Raw genomic sequence first — 15,285 nt, 5'->3', positions numbered from 1 at the left:
CTGAGGCGAAATACCGTACAGGTGAGTCGATGAACGTCGGTTGGTGCTTCACCTGCCGGGGGGGGTGGGTGGGAAATTCGAAATCCCAAATTCGAAATTCGAAATGCGGGTTTTACTGTCCTGCTATCCTTTGAACATCGGATCGTGAAAGGAGAAGAGCGGTGTACCTGAACCTGCTCGATGATGATGAAAGAGTCGCCTTCGCCGAACTGGCGGAGATGATGATCGAGGCTGACGGACTGGTGATCGGCCGCGAGGCGGCGGCGCTGGCGGCGCTCAAGGCGGAAATGGGCATGAGTGATGCCGAAGCCAGCGGGCGCACGGTGGATGAGCTCGCGAGCGTCTTCAAGGGTCGGCGATCGAAGGTCGCCGCGTTGCTCGAGCTGATCGGTCTCGGCTACTCGGATACCAGCTTCAGCCTGGGCGAGGAGTCGCTGGTGAATACGGCTGCCAATCGCATGGCGATAGGGCCGGACGACCTCGCGCAGATCGAGGAGTGGGTGCGGGACCACTTCAGCCTGATCCGGCGCGCGTTGATCCTGATGCGCGAGTAGCCTGCGTATCACTCCAACTCTCTGCTGCGGCGGCCGCTATTCGACCATGACTCTCTCGATCGGACCGCGAAACTTCCAGGCGACACGTGCGAGGAGAAACACCGCCACCGCGCTGAGTCCCACGACAAGGCCCCACCACAGGCCCTGGGGACCGAATCCGAGCTTGAAGGCGAGCGCGAGGCTGGTGGGCAGGCCGACCAGCCAAAATCCCACGATGTTCACCACAAGGGGGGCCCGCGTGTCGCCGGCGCCGCGAAGGATGCCGGCCGAAACGACCTGCAGGCCATCGACTATCTGAAAGCAGCCAGCGATGGGGATCAGCGCTACGGTGAGGGTGAGAACCTGCTCGACAGAGGTGTAGGCCTCGGCCAGCAGACGTGGAGCGCCGACGAAGAGAGCGGCCATCAGCGACATGAAGCCGGCTCCGATCAGGAGACCCGCAGACGCCGCCCGGCGGGCGCCGAGACCGTTGCCCGCGCCGATCGCCCGCCCGACCTGAATAGCGGATGCGGTCGAGACCCCGAGTGGGACCATGAAGGTCAGCGAGGCGAGATTGATGGTGACCTGGTGTGCGGCCATCTGTAATGTGCCGAGGCCTCCCATGAGGAGGGCGATGACCGCAAATGCCACCATCTCGAGCTGGACCTGAAATCCGATCGGAGCACCCAGGCGCACCGTTCGCCACAGCGGCTGCAGTTTCGTCACCTCGTGATCGATGTGCTTGAAGAGCGGAGCGAGCTCGTCTCGCGCCGCTATCAACAACACCAAGAACAGCAGGGTCCTCGCGGCGGTGGTCGCCCACGCCGATCCAATCGGTCCCAGCTGGGGAAGCGGCCCGGCTCCGAACACCAGGGCCCAATCGGCTATGAGATTGAAGAGGTTGACGACCACGATGGTGATCACGATCGGTCGCAGGCGGCCGATCGCCTGCAGAGTCTGTCGGAGGACGAAGAAGGCGTAGAAGGGGAGCAATCCCGGGATACAGATCTTCACGTAGGCTGCGGCGATGGGTACCGTTTCCGGAGGCTGGTGGAGCAGGGTAAGAACCGTCTCGATCGGCATCAGCAGCAGAGTGCTCGGCACCATGAGAGCGAAGGCGAGCACCATTCCACGTTGTACAGCGCGTCGAACGCCGACCTCGTCGTTGGCACCTACCGCTTGCGCCACCAGCGGATCGAGGGCCATAAGCATCCCGATCCCGAACGAGGAGACCGCAACCACTGCCACGTGGCCGAGGGCGACAGCTGCCAGCGCTTCCGATGACAGCCGACCGACGACCATCGTGTCGACCACCCCGATCAACATCATTCCGACCTGGACGACGACCACCGGCAGGGCGAGTCGGGCCAGCGCCTCGATATCCGGTCGGTGGGGACGTTCGAATGCTCTCGTCATGGCTGCCTTTCCGAGGCGGGAGAATAGCAGGATGACGCATTTCGGATTTCGGATTTGGGATTTTGGATTTCGGTTCAGGTCTTCGAATCGTGGGGTCAGTCTGATGTAGGGTGATTGAACGGGAGAGAGGTTTGAGGATTCTCCACATCAGCGACCTGCACATCGGACGGGAGATCGATGTCGACAGATGGAAGAAGGCCGAACAGCTGGTGGAGGAAATTACCCGCGAATGGGGAAGTGGCGAGGAGAAACCGCTGGTGCTGATCACCGGTGACGTGGTCGACGACGGGACGGAGATCGAGTACATCGAGGCGAGAAGGGTCTTGAAGCCACTTCGACAGGCCGGTTTTCTGGTCGTGCCGCTCCCCGGAAACCACGACTACGGCTGGAATGGAGCCTTCGCCCGGGAAAGCCGATTCGAGCTGTTCAGGAAATATCTCCTGCAGATCGAAACCCCGGTGAGCTATCCGAGTGTCCCGTACGCTGATCCCGAAGTCACAATCCTCACGCTGAACTCGATGCTCGCGGAGACCGGCAGGTGGGACCGGCTCTTCGCCGACGGCGAGCTCGGTAGAGAACAGCTCCAAGGCCTCGATCGGCTCGTTACGAAGCTGCACGGCAAACGAGAACAAGGGCACCGGGTTGTCGTCGCACTCCACCACCATCCGTTCCTGTTTCCTGATGACAGTCCCGTCAAGAAGGCCAAGGAGCAGCTCACTCACCGGCTCAAGGATGGTGATGATCTCATGGAGATCGTGTCCGGCAGGATCGACGCCCTGCTCTTCGGCCACGAGCACCGGCACGTCGATTTTTCGAAACCGCTCGCCGGCCACTTCCTCACCGAGGAGTACGAGATTCCATGCATCCTGGCGTCCGGTAGGAGCACCGACGCCGGCCTTCCGGCGCGAGTGATCACGATCAAACGAGGGCACGAGCCTCGAGTCAAACCTGCCCCTTGGTTGTCTCGGCCTCGGCCTTCAACCGCTCCGGAGCGGCACCGTAGATAATGCGTGGGGGGGTTCCGATGCGTGGCGTTCTGTTGATCATCCTGGGCGTGTGTTTGTCCCTGCAGCCGTATCTGGCGGCGGCTGAAGGCACGGAGACTGCCGGAGCGGCTCCAAACTTCGTACCCGAATTGATATTGAGCTATCGGGATCCCGGGACCGGAGAGACGGTCTCCTGCAGCAGCGATTGCCGTCGTCTGGAAGTTCCGGCCGGTGTCGAATTGCAGGTACGTGTCATCGTTCGAAACGTCGGCGGGGAGGTGGGCGCGGAAGGGGTTGCCTGGGACCTCTGGTTCGACCAGCGCCACCATCCATTTCCGGGCATCGAACTCGAGGTATGCCGAGACCAACCGGCGGGGAGTCTGAACCCCGACTGTTGGCAATCCCTCAGAGATCGCGTGAACTGGCAGGAGTGGAGCTCGGCGGCCGCCGATGTGGTGTGTGTCCCGGTGCCGGGGGCGGATTGCAGTGATGTTGCTCTTCGGGTGCCGATGGATCCGAAATTCAACGGTTCAGTCGGGCGCGGAATCTATTCGTTTGCCGCCTGGGTCGACAGATTTCAGACCTTTTCGGACGCCAACGAGTTCGACAATTTCGCCGGACCGATTCGCGTCAAGGTGGCTCCCTCGGCGGAGCATCGGCCGTCCGGCGACTTCGGTCCGCCCGGTCCCCTGCCGGAGGGGCTGATCGAAGGGAATGCATCCCCTAGGCCTTTCACGGTGGTGACGTATCCCGAGCATGTTGGCGCAGGATTCAACTTGACGTCTCACCTCACCCGCGGGGTTCTCGAGTTCGCGCCTCTCTACCCGGGCTCCGTCGATGTCGAGATCCAGCAGGACGGAATGTACGAAAACATGGAGGTGGCAGTCCGCAAGGTGAGCTCGGGCGATGTGTTGTTCAAGACCCTAGGGAAGGGTAGGTTGCGTTTGCGAGGGGAGATCGATCCCTTCGACCTCAAAGACGACCGGCGGCTCGAGGTGGCGATCAGCCCGGCCCACGGGACCCGCGGCGTGCGAGGGAAGGTCACCGTCACATACCCGGCGCGGGCGTCCTATCGACGCACCGAGTGATCCGATCTAACCTGCATATCTCACCAGCTGTCTAATGCGGCCGGACCTCTTGATCGAAAACCCAGCTGGTCACAACGGCTCAACGGCCTCGTTTCGAAACCCGGTGAGATATGCAGGCTAGGCCGTGCGGGGCTGAGCGCTCGACCGGCGAAGGACCATCAGCGTCGTGTCGTCGTCTGCCGAGTTGCCGCTGCGGAATCGGGCGAGGTCTGCGAGCAGGCGCGTCGCGAGATTCGCCGGATCGTCGTCAGGGTGCTCGGCGAGGATTCTGCTGAGGGAGCCGAGACCGTATTCGGTGCTGCTTCCGTCGGTGCTCTCGATCACGCCGTCAGTCACCAGGACGATCCGATCTCCGGGTTGGAGACGCAGGGACTGGGAGGTGTAGCTCGATCGGTGGAAGAGCCCGAGCGGGACACCGTCGGGAGGAAGTCTTTCGATTCGCCCGTTCTGGACGATCGGAGGCACGTGGCCGGCGTTGACGAGCTCGATCGTTCCGTCGGCCCCGAGACGAACTGCGACGAGGGTGGCGTACGAGCCGGTAGGGGTGGCGGTGCAGAAGAGGCGGTTGGCCTGTTCCACGAGATCGACCAGGTCTTTGGCGGAGCCTGCGAGCCCACGGATGATGGCGCTGAGATGGGACATCAGGAGTGCAGCCGAAACGCCCTTGCCGGAGACATCGCCGAGGAAGACGATGGTCTCCTTTCCCCTGGTGATTACATCGCAAAAATCGCCGCTGACAGCCCCGTGAGGCTGGTAGACATAGTGGCCTGCCCAACCGGGCGCTTCGAAATCCTGCTCGGGGAGGAGCGTTCTCTGGATACTCGATGCGAGAGAAAGATCATGCTCCAGTGCGCGGCGTTGACTGGGTGAGAGACATTCGAGACAGACACGGGTCAGCGGATCCTTGGCCAGGCGATCGGGTTCGACGAGCCCGTCACAGACTTCGCAGATGCCGTAGGTTCCTTTTTCGATCCGACCGAGTGCGTCGTCAACAGCGTCGAGAAGGTCGGTCACCTGCCTTTCATCAGAATAATCTGCGGCCAACACCAGCCGTTTTCGTCGTTCGACCAGCTCGCGGTGAAGGGTCGCGTGACGGTGGACGACCACGGGGGAGGCGTGTGCTTCGGTCATGGTTTGAAATCTCCTAACCGTTTAAATCATTTTTATGGTTAGAATATAGTGCGTGTTTACTAACCTGTCAAGGGCAACAAATAGGTTATAATCGATCTGGAGGTGGGGATGTCGGAGACCGATAACTCAGACGACTGTGTCTGTCTTGATTTCGCCAACACCTGGGGCGATAGGTCAGATCCCGGCAGCGACACGCTCACGAGTTACAGGGACCTGTTGCATTGGGCCCGTCGCGCAGAGATTGTGAGTGAGGGAGAGTTCCGCACTCTGGAAAGGCTCGCCCGCAGGGATGAGGTGAAATCGTCCGGGGTTTTCCAGATGGCGCTGGACCTCCGCGACACGATTTTCGGACTGTTTTCGGCCGCGGCTGCCGGGCAAACGCCGTCTGAAAGGGTCGTGGCCGATCTGAACGCTGCGCTCGACACCGTTCCGCGTCAGAGGCTTTGCTGCAGCGGTGATTGCTGCGAGTGGGAATGGCCGGCCGACACTCCTGATCTCCGGCAAGTGCTCTGGCCGGTGGTCCGGGCGGCGGCCGAGCTCGCGACCTCGTCAGAGGTGTCGCGGATCCGTGAGTGCGCTGCACCGGACTGCAACTGGCTGTTCCTCGATTCCAGCCGAGGCGGGCGGCGGCGGTGGTGTGATATGGCTACCTGCGGCAACCGGGCGAAAGCGCGCAGGTACTACGATCGTCACCGGCGGAACAAATAGTGAATGAGCCCGTAGTCTCACGTAGGGATATCACACTGGTACGTGCGGGGTGAGAAGCATGCTGAAGACATTCCCGTTTCGCTGTGGCGTCCTTCGGGTGATCTCGGCGGCATTGCCGGCAGTGCTGGTGGCCGCAACCGCCGCCGCCGAGCGCCCGGTCGAGGGGCGACCGAGCGGGAGGAAGCTCTCGCCACAGAAAGTCGTACTCAGCCTCGGCCCGGGTCCGCTACCGCCGGGACAACCGGTGGCCGGTGTAACGCCCCTGACACCCAAGGCAAGCTCCGTCGAAGAGGGCATCGACCAGTGTGTCGAGGCCAACATGGCTCGCCTGAACGCACCGGGAGCGGCGGTCGCCGTGATCCTCGATGGAGAGACGCTGTACGAAAGCGGTTACGGGGTCAAGCGGCGAGGCACCGACAATGCGGTCGATCCCGACACCGTGTTCCGCATCGGGTCGGTCACCAAGCAGATGACGGCCGCCGCCGTGATGCAGCAGGTCGAGCTCGGACGGGTTGATCTCGATGCGCCGGTGACCCGATACATCCCGGAGTTCGAGGTCGGTGGACGTTGGTCGGCGGATCGGATCAAGGTGTGGCATGCCCTCACGCACACCACCGGATTCCCCGATCGAATCACCGATCTCTTCCTCGCTGGTGACAATGCGTTGTCGACCTGGGCGGGCAGGCAGTCCCAGATCGAGTTGCATGCGCCGCCGGGCTCGTTCTGGAACTACTCCAATCCCAACTTCATGATCGCCGGGCTAGTGGCCGAAAGGGCGAGCGGCACACCGTATCGCGATCTTCTCAAGGACAGCGTGTGGGAGCCGGCGGAGATGTACTCGACAACCTTCGATCCGTCGGAGGTGGTGCGATCGGGCAATTACAGCTTCGGTCATTACTACGACACGGAGGGAAATCGCGAAGTCGTCGTTGGACCCCACGACAACGATCTGTGGGCCGCCGGACCTGCCGGCTTTGCCTTCTCGACGGTTCGAGATCTGGCGCGTTGGGCATTGTTGCTCACCGACGGAGGCGGGGCGGTGCTTTCGTGGGCATCGACCCATGCGATGCAGCATCCCCAGCAGTGGATGCATTACAGGCCGGACCAGTACTACGGCTTCGGCGTCATGATCGAAACATACAACGGCCTCGACGTTCGCCAGCACGGGGGCAACGTCGCGGGTTACGGAACCTATCTGTTGTGGGTGCCGGATCGACGATTTGTCGTGGCCCTCCTCACCAACGTGACCTCGTCTCTCACCACAGCTGCCTATTGCATCGTCGACGAGGTGCTCGATCCGGCGCCGGTTGAACCACCCGATCTGACGACTCCTCCCTCGACCTGGAGGAGCTACGTCGGAGATTTCGAAGTGACGGATTACGAAGGTGTGGTGACGCACGCCACGGTCCAGCTGGAGGGCGACGAACTTTCGGTATCCGTCGTCGATCCGGAGCCGCCACACGACGTGGTGACCTCGAGGCTCGAACAGGTTTTCCTCGATACCTTCCTCTTCGACTCGGACGGTGATGGCGCGGGAGACAACGATCTCACTTTCTGCAGCACGCGCGGGAATCCCGGAGTCGTAATGTGGTTGCGTAATCGCCAGGCGGTCGGCGAGCGCCAGCTCCGGCCGCGAACCGCCCACCGCGCGGCAGTCCCTTGATCCGGATGGTGTGACCGTCAGCCAGCAGCCGGCGATCAGCGAGCAGAATAGACGAAAAGAAGAAGAGGCGAATCAGCCCACCCCCTCCGCACCTCTTCCTCAGGTGAATGGACGACATTCTGAATTCCTCATTCCTCATTCCTCATTCCTAATTCCTTCTCCCTGCTATCCTCGCCCCTGCAATACTCGCTGGGGGGCCTGCATGAAGCCAAGGTCGATCATTTTTCTGTCTCTGATTGCAGCAGCGGTTGTTCCGGGGTTTGCCGACGACGACACTCTCTTCAACTCACTCTCGTACCGTCTGGTCGGACCATTTCGAGGCGGTCGGGTGACCGCGGTGGCTGGTGTCGCCGGTGATCCGATGACCTATTACATGGGCTCGACCGGCGGCGGCGTGTGGAAAACGACCGATGCCGGCACTACGTGGCGGAACGTTTCGGACTCCGTGCGCGAGCTCGAACCTCCGCCGAATCCGGTAATCATGGGTGAGGTCGATCCCGTGCTGGCCGAGCTCGGCCTGCTGCGCGAGCCGATCGGCGGCCTTCCGACTACCGAGACCCAGTGGCGGAAGAGGGATGGCGACGCCTTCGGCTCCGCCTCGATCGGCGCCATCGCGGTGGCGCCATCTGATCCCAACGTGATCTACGTCGGCACCGGGTCGGCATGTCCGCGCGGCAACGTGTCAGCGGGTGACGGAATCTACAAGTCGACCGATGCGGGCGATTCGTGGCGCCACATCGGTCTTCCCGAGGCCGGCCAGATCGGACGCATCGTGGTGCATCCGACCGACCCCGATATCGTCTATGCGGCGGTCCTCGGTCACATCTTCGGGCCCAACGCCGAGCGCGGGGTCTACCGATCGACCAATGGTGGCCTGACCTGGTCGAAGGTGTTGTTCGTGTCGGACAGGGCGGGCGCGGTGGACCTGTCGATGGACGCCTCGAACCCACGCGTTCTGTATGCCGCCATCTGGGAAGCCGAGCGGAAACCCTGGACCATGATATCGGGCGGACCGGGCAGTGGAATCTACAAGACCTCGGACGGCGGGAACACCTGGGTCGAGCTGACGGAGGGCTTGCCCGAGGGTATCAAGGGCCGGATAGCGGTGACGGTTTCTCCTGCCGCACCGAACCGTGTGTGGGCGCTGGTCGAGCACGAGGATGGCGGCCTCTTCCGCTCGGATAGCGGGGGCCGGAAGTTCCGGCTGGTGTCCTCGGACCGCGAGCTGCGCCAGCGTGCGTGGTACTACACCCACCTCGAAGCGGACCCAAAGGACGCGAACACCGTTTACATCCTCAATGTGATGTTCTGGCGGTCGGTCGATGGCGGCACGAGCTTCCGACCGATCAGGGTTCCGCACGGTGACAACCACGCCCTGTGGATCAATCCCAACGATCCTTCGATCATGATCCAGGCCAACGACGGCGGCGCCAACATCAGCTTCAACGGCGGGCGAACCTGGTCGACGCAGCAGAACCAGCCCACGTCCGAGATGTACCGCGTCACCGTCGATGATCAATATCCGTACTGGCTCTACGGCGGCCAGCAGGACAACACGGCGGTCGCGATCCCGAGCCGCTCTCCGGGTGGCATCGCCTGGCGCGACTGGTACCCGCCAGCGGGCTGTGAATCGGCGACGGTGGTGGTCGATCCGCGAAACCCGAACATTACCTACGGCGGCTGCTACGGTGGATCGATCGGCCGCCGTGACCGCTCCGTCGAGCACGAGCAGGAGGTCATGTCGTGGCCGCAGATGGCGGTCGGCCAGCAGGCGCAGGACCTGCGCTACCGGTTCCAGTGGAATTCGCCGATCCGCATCTCACCGCACGATCCTAGGGTGCTCTACCACTGTGCCAACGTGGTCCTCAGGTCGAAAGATGAGGGCCGGAGTTGGGAGGAGATCAGCGGGGATCTGACCAGCAACGATCCCTTGAAACAGGGCTACGCCGGCGCGCCGATCACCCGCGACAACACCGGCGTCGAAGTCTTCGGAACAATTTTCGCCTTCGAGGAGTCTCCGCACCGGGCCGGCCTCTTGTGGGCGGGAAGCGACGACGGCCGGGTCCACATCTCGGATGACGACGGTGCCTCCTGGCGCGACATCACTCCGTCGGGCATGCCAGAGCGGGGGACGGTCAACATGATCGAGCTTTCGGCGCACGATGCGGGCCGTGCCTTCATAGCCGTCCACCGTTACCGCGAGGATGATTTCCGGCCGTACATTTTTCGCACCGACAACTACGGCAAGAGCTGGAAACGACTCGCTGATGGGAACAACGGAATCCCGGCCGACCATTTCGTGCGTGTCGTCCGCGAGGACCCCGACCGCAAGGGCCTGCTCTATGCCGGCACCGAGTTCGGCATGTACATCTCGTTCGACGATGGGGCGAACTGGAAACCGTTCCAGCTCAATCTGCCGATCACGCCGATCACCGATCTGGCGGTCAAACGAGGTGATCTCGTCGTCGCCACCCAGGGCCGTTCCTTCTGGATTCTCGACGACCTCAGCGTGCTCCACCAGATCAACGCCGACGTCGAGGATGCCGAATATCACCTCTTCGATCCGAGGCCGGTCGTTCGTTGGGTCGACCAGTCGGGTGGCGGGAGTCGGGGCGCGGTGGGACAGAATCCGCCGTTCGGCGCGATCATCCATTACAAGCTGCCGGAAGGTCTCGACGGGGAGGACGCCGAAGAGGTCAAGCTCGAGATCCTCGATGCCGGGGGCGAGGTCCTGCGGACTCTGTCGAGCAAGACTCCGGAACGGCGCGCGCCGAGTCCATTCAGGAAGTTCTTCCCCGAGCTTGCCGAGCCGCCGCTGCTGGATGCCCATGCCGGTGCAAACCGCTATGTCTGGAACCTTGCTCTGGCCGACGCCGGCCTGGTCGACGATGCCGTTCTCTGGGGGTGGCCGGGGGGTCCTACGGTGCCGCCCGGGACGTATCAGGCGCGGCTGACAGTGGGCGAGTGGACGGATACGGCGACCTTCGAAGTCATTCCGGATCCGCGCCTCGACGTGTCCCGCGAGGACATGATCGCGAATTTCGAGCTCGCCGAAGCGATCTGGAAGGAGCTGACCCGTTCGCACGATGCGATCAGCCGCATCCGGAATCTTCGTGAGCAGGTCAACGCCGTCGCGGGGCGGACCGACGACGAGGCGATCATCGAGGCGGCCGCGTCCATGTCCTCTGCCCTCACCGCGATCGAGGAGAAGCTTCACCAGACCCGAGCCGAATCGAGCCAGGATATTCTCAACTTCCCGCCGCAGATCGACAACCAGCTACTGTATTTGCAGGGCGTGGTGGAGAGCGCGGAGGGGTCGCCGACTGAGAGTGCTCGCCAACGGTTCGAGGAGTTGCGGTCGGCGCTCGATACCTACGTCGCGGAACTCGATGTCATGGTTGCGGACCAGCTTCCGGAGTTCGAACGGCTGATCGAGGCGGCGGGGGTGAGTCACATCGTGCTGGGTGACGGTGATTGAGACCTTGGCCGGCCGTAATTGGCACGTGTGGGTTTCGAAATCTCAGATTCTGGAAACCATCCAGTCGGCCTCCTCGTATCTCGATTTACGACGGAAGGAGGACTCATGAAGCGAATCGGAGCGTTCCTGTGTCTGCTGTGTCTGGCGATCGGATCTGCCCATGCCGGGGAACCGATCACGATTGGTGAGATCATCACCATACAATCGAAAATCCTCGACGAAGAACGAACCATCATGGTCTCGACTCCGCCGGGATATGATCAGAATTCTCAGCACTATGCCGTCCTCTACATGACCGACGGAGACGCCCATTTCACCCATACCCGGGGAACGGTCGATTTTCTGGCAAGGAACGGGCTGATGCCCCAGGTCATCATCGTCGGGGTGACGAACACCGACCGCACGCGGGACCTGACGCCGACCCACATCGCGAGCAGGAAGATCGAAGGGCGAGTGTTCGAAAGCCCGACCAGTGGTGGCGCGCCGAAGTTCCTGATGTTCTTCGAGAAGGAGCTCTTTCCGTATGTCGACGGCCACTACCGTACCAACCCGATGCGGCTGTTTGCCGGCCACTCCTTCGGCGGGCTCTTCGCGCTCAACGCCCTTTTCACGGCGCCCGCACTCTTCGACGTGGTGCTGGCGGTCAGCCCGAGCCTCAATTGGGACGACGACCTGCCGATCCGCCAGGCCGATGCCTTCTTCGATGACCGTGAGGTGTTGAATAAAGTGCTCTTCGTGGCCATGGCGAACGAGGAGGAGGGTGATCCGGCGCCTACACGGCTCGACCGTCTCGAAAAGGAGCTGGCCGCGGCCGATGCCGACGGATTCGAGTGGCAGGTGATGCGGATGCCCGACGAGAACCACGGGTCGGTGGTTTTGCGGGCACACTACTGGGGACTGCGCAAGGCGTTCGACGGCTGGGCCCTGCCGAGAGACGCACAGACGGGCCGATTCGAAGGTGGAGTGGAGGAGATCGAGGCCCACTACGCGGCCCTGTCGAAGCGATACGGCTTTGCGGTCGTGCCGCCTGAAAATACGGTCAACCAGATTGGATACCAGTACCTCGGAATGGACGACTACGACCGTGCGATCGACATCTTCCGTTACAACGTCACGCTCTACCCGGGGTCGGCCAATGTCTACGACAGCCTCGGTGAGGCGCTCGAAAACGCGGGCCGCGTCGAGGAGGCCTTTGCCAGCTACTCGAAGGCCGTGGAGAACGCCGCCACCATCGGTGACGAGCGTATCGGAATATTCAAGGAGAATCGCGACCGGGCGAAGAAGCTCCTCGAAGAGTAAATGATAGAGCGGATCATCGAAACCAGCCTGGCTCGGCGCCACGCAGGCGGGCGTCGCGCACGATGCGTGAGAGCTCGACCCGTTCCGCAGTGATGTCTTTTTCGAGTTGATGTTTCATGGCCTCTGCGCTTTGCAGTCGTGCCATCGTCTTGGCGGTCAAACGCTGCCTGTTGATGTGATCGATCTCGATCTCGATTCCGGCGAGGCGCCGTTCGAGGCCGGCGATCTGTTGTCGCTGTTTTCGGTAGGCGGCCCGCCATCTGGCCTGCTCGGCTCGGTCGGCCACTCCCGGTGATGGTGAGGATTTCGCACCGGGTATCTCCACCGCGCCGAGGTTGATCGTGCCGCCTTCGGCGGTTGAGGAAACTCTTTCGTTGGTCAACACCACGCGTCCGTCGGCGGCCGCCAGCGGCTCGCGATTGAGGGTGATCGTTCGGGCGTAGGCTCCGAGGCTCCCCGATCTCGGAGTCGGCTTCGGTTTCGGTTGGTCAGCAAACGCGGTTGCGGATACGGTCAGAACGAGAAACGCAGTCGCACCTGACCGGGGAAATGGACGCAATGACCCGGGAATCTCCATGCCGGACTCCTTCCGGCGTGGACGGGATGGTTGGAGTGTACACCGCTTCGCCAGGACGTCAAACGTTTGAACATTTAACGTTCGAACGTTGGGCAACTCCTCAATACACATCCAGATCGTCGGCGAATGCCACCGGTCCGTCCCATGCCTGACGGATCTCGGCCAGAAGCTCGGCCTCGGACGCGCCCCACATGAGCTGGTGGTAGAGGACGAGCAGCCGGGGCCGCGCCCGGGCGGCCAGCTGCCCGAGTTCGACTCCCGAGGTGTGGGATGCCCTGTGATAGGCCTGCCAGTCGGGAGTTCGACGATCGAGACCTGTCTTGGCGTAGACCTCGTGGACAAGAACATCGCACCCGTTGCACGCCTCGACCACGGCGTTTGTGGGCACGGTGTCGCCGGAGATGACAATCGATCGGTCGGCGGCGTCGAATCGATAACCGTAGGCGTGACTCCACGCGCCGTGAGGCACTGCAAAAGCGCGAACCGTCACATGATCGTCCCTGTAGATCTCGCCGGGCGAGATCTCGTGCACATTGACCACGATCCCGGAGCTGTTCTGAGGCTGGGTCCCGTGGATCCGAATCTCTATGTCCTCGGCGTACGCCGCCAGCAGGTGCTCGGCCATCGATCTGGTGCCGGACGGTCCGAAGACCTCGAGCGGTTCCTCGCGTTCGAGGACCCACGGAGTGAGGATGAGATCGGCGAAACCGGTCGTGTGGTCGGAGTGGAGGTGGGTGATGAATAGCCGTGTCAGGTTCGGCATCTCCAGGGCATCCACTCCTGCCTGGCGGGCCGCCTCCGCTCGCCTGACCACTCCGGGTCCGCAGTCGACCAGGTAGGGCCGTCCGCCGGCGATGACCGCCACCGCGGGACCGGAGCGGTCGGGGTCCGGATTCGGAGTCCCGGTACCGAGCATGACGACCAGCGTTTCCGGCGTTTCGACAGGCGCTGCTGGCGACGGAGCGGTTCGTTTGGTGCTGGTACACGCCGAAGTCGCCAGAAGCGCGAAAATCAGGAGCGACATCTTCGTCGATTTCGCCATCGATCCTCCGAGGCCGACGGGCACCACGGATCCGCCTCGGGATTCGTTCGAGGATCCTGCGGGCTTGGCCGTTGGTGTGCTCCTACTTGATCTCGAGCAGCTCGACGTCGAAGACGAGCATGCCCTTGGGAGCGCCCGGCGCGCCCTTGTAGGCGAGCTTTTCAGGGATCCAGAACCGACGCTTCTCACCCACGACCATCAGCTGTACGCCTTCGGTCCAGCCGGGGATGACCTGGTTGAGGGGGAAGGTCGCCGGTTGCCCGCGCATGATCGACGAATCGAACAGCTTCCCGTCAGTCGTCCAGCCGGAGTAGTGAACCGTCACCGTCGATCCCTTGGCGGGATGGGTGGCTCCGGCGCCGGGTCTGAGGACCTTGGTCGCCAATCCGCTATCTGTCGTTTCGGCGTCGGCCGGTGGTGCGGCCACGTCCTTTGGTACTTCGGGCGGGGGCGGCGGCTCGGGCTGGTCCTCGATCCCCAACAGCTCGACATCGAAGACGAGCATGCCGGCCGGGCGGCCCGGACGGTTGTTGTAGGCGAGTTCGGTCGGTATCCAGAAGCGCCTTTTCTCGCCGACGACCATGAGCTGGAGTCCCTTGGTCCAACCGGGTATCACACGGTTGAGCGGAAAGGACGAGGGCTTACCCCGTTTCAATGACGAATCGAAGAGCTTGCCGTCGGTCGTCCAGCCGGAGTAGTGGACGGTGACCTTGTCCCAGGCGTCGGGGTGTTCGGTCCCGGTGCCGGCGGTCAGCACTTTCGAACAAAGACCGTCGTCTGTGCAGGCGGCGTCGCCCGGGGGTGCGGCGACGTCGGACGGAGTTGCGGGATCCTGGGTGAATCCACAGGTGGCGACGAGAAGGGCGAATACGGCGAACAAGCATGCGTTTTTCATGGCGGCAACAGTAGCTCGAACTCACGGGTGGTGCAAACGGGGATCGGCCGCGGTACCGGCACATGGTTGCTTCTTTTTGAGATTCCGTGAGCTGTGCGGCAGATTTCGCGGTACTATGCATTTCCGAAACCGGAGAGATTTCGAGGTCTCCTGACCGGAAGGGTGTGCGCCCGATGGATGTTGTCCTTCTCTCTCGTCTGCAGTTCGCCCTCACGATTGCCTTCCACTACATCTTTCCGCCATTGGCCATCGGCATGAGCGTGGTCCTGGTGTACCTGGAGGCCCAACATCTGTGGACCGGGAATCCGCTCTTCGAGACCGCGGCCCGGTTCTGGACCCGGATCTTCGCCCTCAATTTTGCGATCGGAGTCGCCACCGGGATCGTCATGGAGTTTCAGTTCGGCACAAACTGGGCCGCCTACTCACGCTTCGTGGGTGATGTCTTCGGTTCGGCCCTGGCGGCCGAGGG

Annotated in this window: 13 protein-coding genes; 8 read left to right on the top strand and 5 right to left on the bottom strand. The window is 62.5% G+C overall.

Annotated elements, in window-relative coordinates:
• The first annotated feature begins 161 nt into the window (after positions 1–161).
• Positions 162–554, top strand: a complete 393-nt coding sequence (locus LJE93_14425) for a hypothetical protein (protein ID MCG6950104.1) — start codon at positions 162–164, stop codon at positions 552–554.
• A gap of 36 nt (positions 555–590) precedes the next feature.
• Here LJE93_14425 and LJE93_14420 read toward each other — a convergent pair whose 3' ends face one another.
• The gene (locus LJE93_14420; GenBank protein ID MCG6950103.1) at positions 591–1,949 is read right to left on the bottom strand and encodes an MATE family efflux transporter; all 1,359 of its coding nucleotides are present in this window, start codon (positions 1,947–1,949) and stop codon (positions 591–593) included.
• A 131-nt stretch (positions 1,950–2,080) separates the two neighbouring features.
• Between LJE93_14420 and LJE93_14415 the strand changes: the two genes are divergently transcribed.
• Positions 2,081–2,956 carry a metallophosphoesterase gene (locus LJE93_14415; protein ID MCG6950102.1) on the top strand — a complete coding sequence of 292 codons (876 nt, stop codon included), beginning with the start codon at positions 2,081–2,083 and terminating at the stop codon, positions 2,954–2,956.
• A 17-nt stretch (positions 2,957–2,973) separates the two neighbouring features.
• Positions 2,974–4,023, top strand: coding sequence for a hypothetical protein (locus LJE93_14410; GenBank protein ID MCG6950101.1), 1,050 nt, complete (start codon positions 2,974–2,976; stop codon positions 4,021–4,023).
• Between the two features lie 117 nt (positions 4,024–4,140).
• Here LJE93_14410 and LJE93_14405 read toward each other — a convergent pair whose 3' ends face one another.
• A complete protein-coding gene (locus LJE93_14405) occupies positions 4,141–5,154 on the bottom strand; it encodes a SpoIIE family protein phosphatase (protein MCG6950100.1) in 1,014 nt (337 codons plus the stop codon).
• A 108-nt stretch (positions 5,155–5,262) separates the two neighbouring features.
• Here LJE93_14405 and LJE93_14400 point away from each other — a divergent pair, with 108 nt between their 5' ends.
• The 4 genes from LJE93_14400 (at position 5,263) to LJE93_14385 (ending at position 12,302) form a co-directional block, all read left to right on the top strand.
• The gene (locus LJE93_14400) at positions 5,263–5,862 is read left to right on the top strand and encodes a CGNR zinc finger domain-containing protein (GenBank protein MCG6950099.1); all 600 of its coding nucleotides are present in this window, start codon (positions 5,263–5,265) and stop codon (positions 5,860–5,862) included.
• A gap of 58 nt (positions 5,863–5,920) precedes the next feature.
• Positions 5,921–7,525: a beta-lactamase family protein gene (locus LJE93_14395; GenBank protein MCG6950098.1), complete on the top strand. Its 1,605-nt coding sequence runs from the start codon at positions 5,921–5,923 to the stop codon at positions 7,523–7,525.
• Positions 7,526–7,727: 202 nt separating this feature from the next.
• Complete coding sequence (locus LJE93_14390; protein ID MCG6950097.1) at positions 7,728–11,003, top strand: glycosyl hydrolase; 3,276 nt, start codon at positions 7,728–7,730, stop codon at positions 11,001–11,003.
• Positions 11,004–11,108: 105 nt separating this feature from the next.
• Positions 11,109–12,302, top strand: a complete 1,194-nt coding sequence (locus tag LJE93_14385) for a hypothetical protein (protein MCG6950096.1) — start codon at positions 11,109–11,111, stop codon at positions 12,300–12,302.
• Between the two features lie 13 nt (positions 12,303–12,315).
• Here the strand turns inward: LJE93_14385 and LJE93_14380 are convergent, their stop codons facing one another.
• The 3 genes from LJE93_14380 to LJE93_14370 form a co-directional block, all read right to left on the bottom strand.
• Positions 12,316–12,879, bottom strand: coding sequence for a hypothetical protein (locus tag LJE93_14380; protein ID MCG6950095.1), 564 nt, complete (start codon positions 12,877–12,879; stop codon positions 12,316–12,318).
• 100 nt (positions 12,880–12,979) lie between these two features.
• Complete coding sequence (locus LJE93_14375; GenBank protein ID MCG6950094.1) at positions 12,980–13,921, bottom strand: MBL fold metallo-hydrolase; 942 nt, start codon at positions 13,919–13,921, stop codon at positions 12,980–12,982.
• 82 nt (positions 13,922–14,003) lie between these two features.
• Entirely contained in the window at positions 14,004–14,816 is an 813-nt protein-coding gene (locus LJE93_14370) for an FKBP-type peptidyl-prolyl cis-trans isomerase (protein ID MCG6950093.1), read from the bottom strand.
• A gap of 173 nt (positions 14,817–14,989) precedes the next feature.
• Here LJE93_14370 and LJE93_14365 point away from each other — a divergent pair.
• Positions 14,990–15,285, top strand: a 296-nt coding sequence (locus LJE93_14365) for a cytochrome ubiquinol oxidase subunit I (protein MCG6950092.1), incomplete at its 3' end; no start/stop codon positions are given.

The sequence above is a fragment of the Acidobacteriota bacterium genome (assembly GCA_022340665.1).
Taxonomy (GTDB): domain Bacteria; phylum Acidobacteriota; class Thermoanaerobaculia; order Thermoanaerobaculales; family Sulfomarinibacteraceae; genus Sulfomarinibacter.
This window is presented reverse-complemented; position numbering and strand designations above follow the sequence as displayed.

Bases quoted from the DNA above. Each gene is read 5' to 3' on its own strand.
- LJE93_14420 (MCG6950103.1), bottom strand. From the start codon at position 1,949: ATGACGAGAGCATTCGAACGTCCCCACCGACCGGATATCGAGGCGCTG.
- LJE93_14410 (MCG6950101.1), top strand. From the start codon at position 2,974: ATGCGTGGCGTTCTGTTGATCATCCTGGGCGTGTGTTTGTCCCTGCAG.
- LJE93_14405 (MCG6950100.1), bottom strand. From the start codon at position 5,154: ATGACCGAAGCACACGCCTCCCCCGTGGTCGTCCACCGTCACGCGACC.
- LJE93_14400 (MCG6950099.1), top strand. From the start codon at position 5,263: ATGTCGGAGACCGATAACTCAGACGACTGTGTCTGTCTTGATTTCGCC.
- LJE93_14395 (MCG6950098.1), top strand. From the start codon at position 5,921: ATGCTGAAGACATTCCCGTTTCGCTGTGGCGTCCTTCGGGTGATCTCG.
- LJE93_14390 (MCG6950097.1), top strand. From the start codon at position 7,728: ATGAAGCCAAGGTCGATCATTTTTCTGTCTCTGATTGCAGCAGCGGTT.
- LJE93_14385 (MCG6950096.1), top strand. From the start codon at position 11,109: ATGAAGCGAATCGGAGCGTTCCTGTGTCTGCTGTGTCTGGCGATCGGA.
- LJE93_14380 (MCG6950095.1), bottom strand. From the start codon at position 12,879: ATGGAGATTCCCGGGTCATTGCGTCCATTTCCCCGGTCAGGTGCGACT.
- LJE93_14375 (MCG6950094.1), bottom strand. From the start codon at position 13,921: ATGGCGAAATCGACGAAGATGTCGCTCCTGATTTTCGCGCTTCTGGCG.
- LJE93_14370 (MCG6950093.1), bottom strand. From the start codon at position 14,816: ATGAAAAACGCATGCTTGTTCGCCGTATTCGCCCTTCTCGTCGCCACC.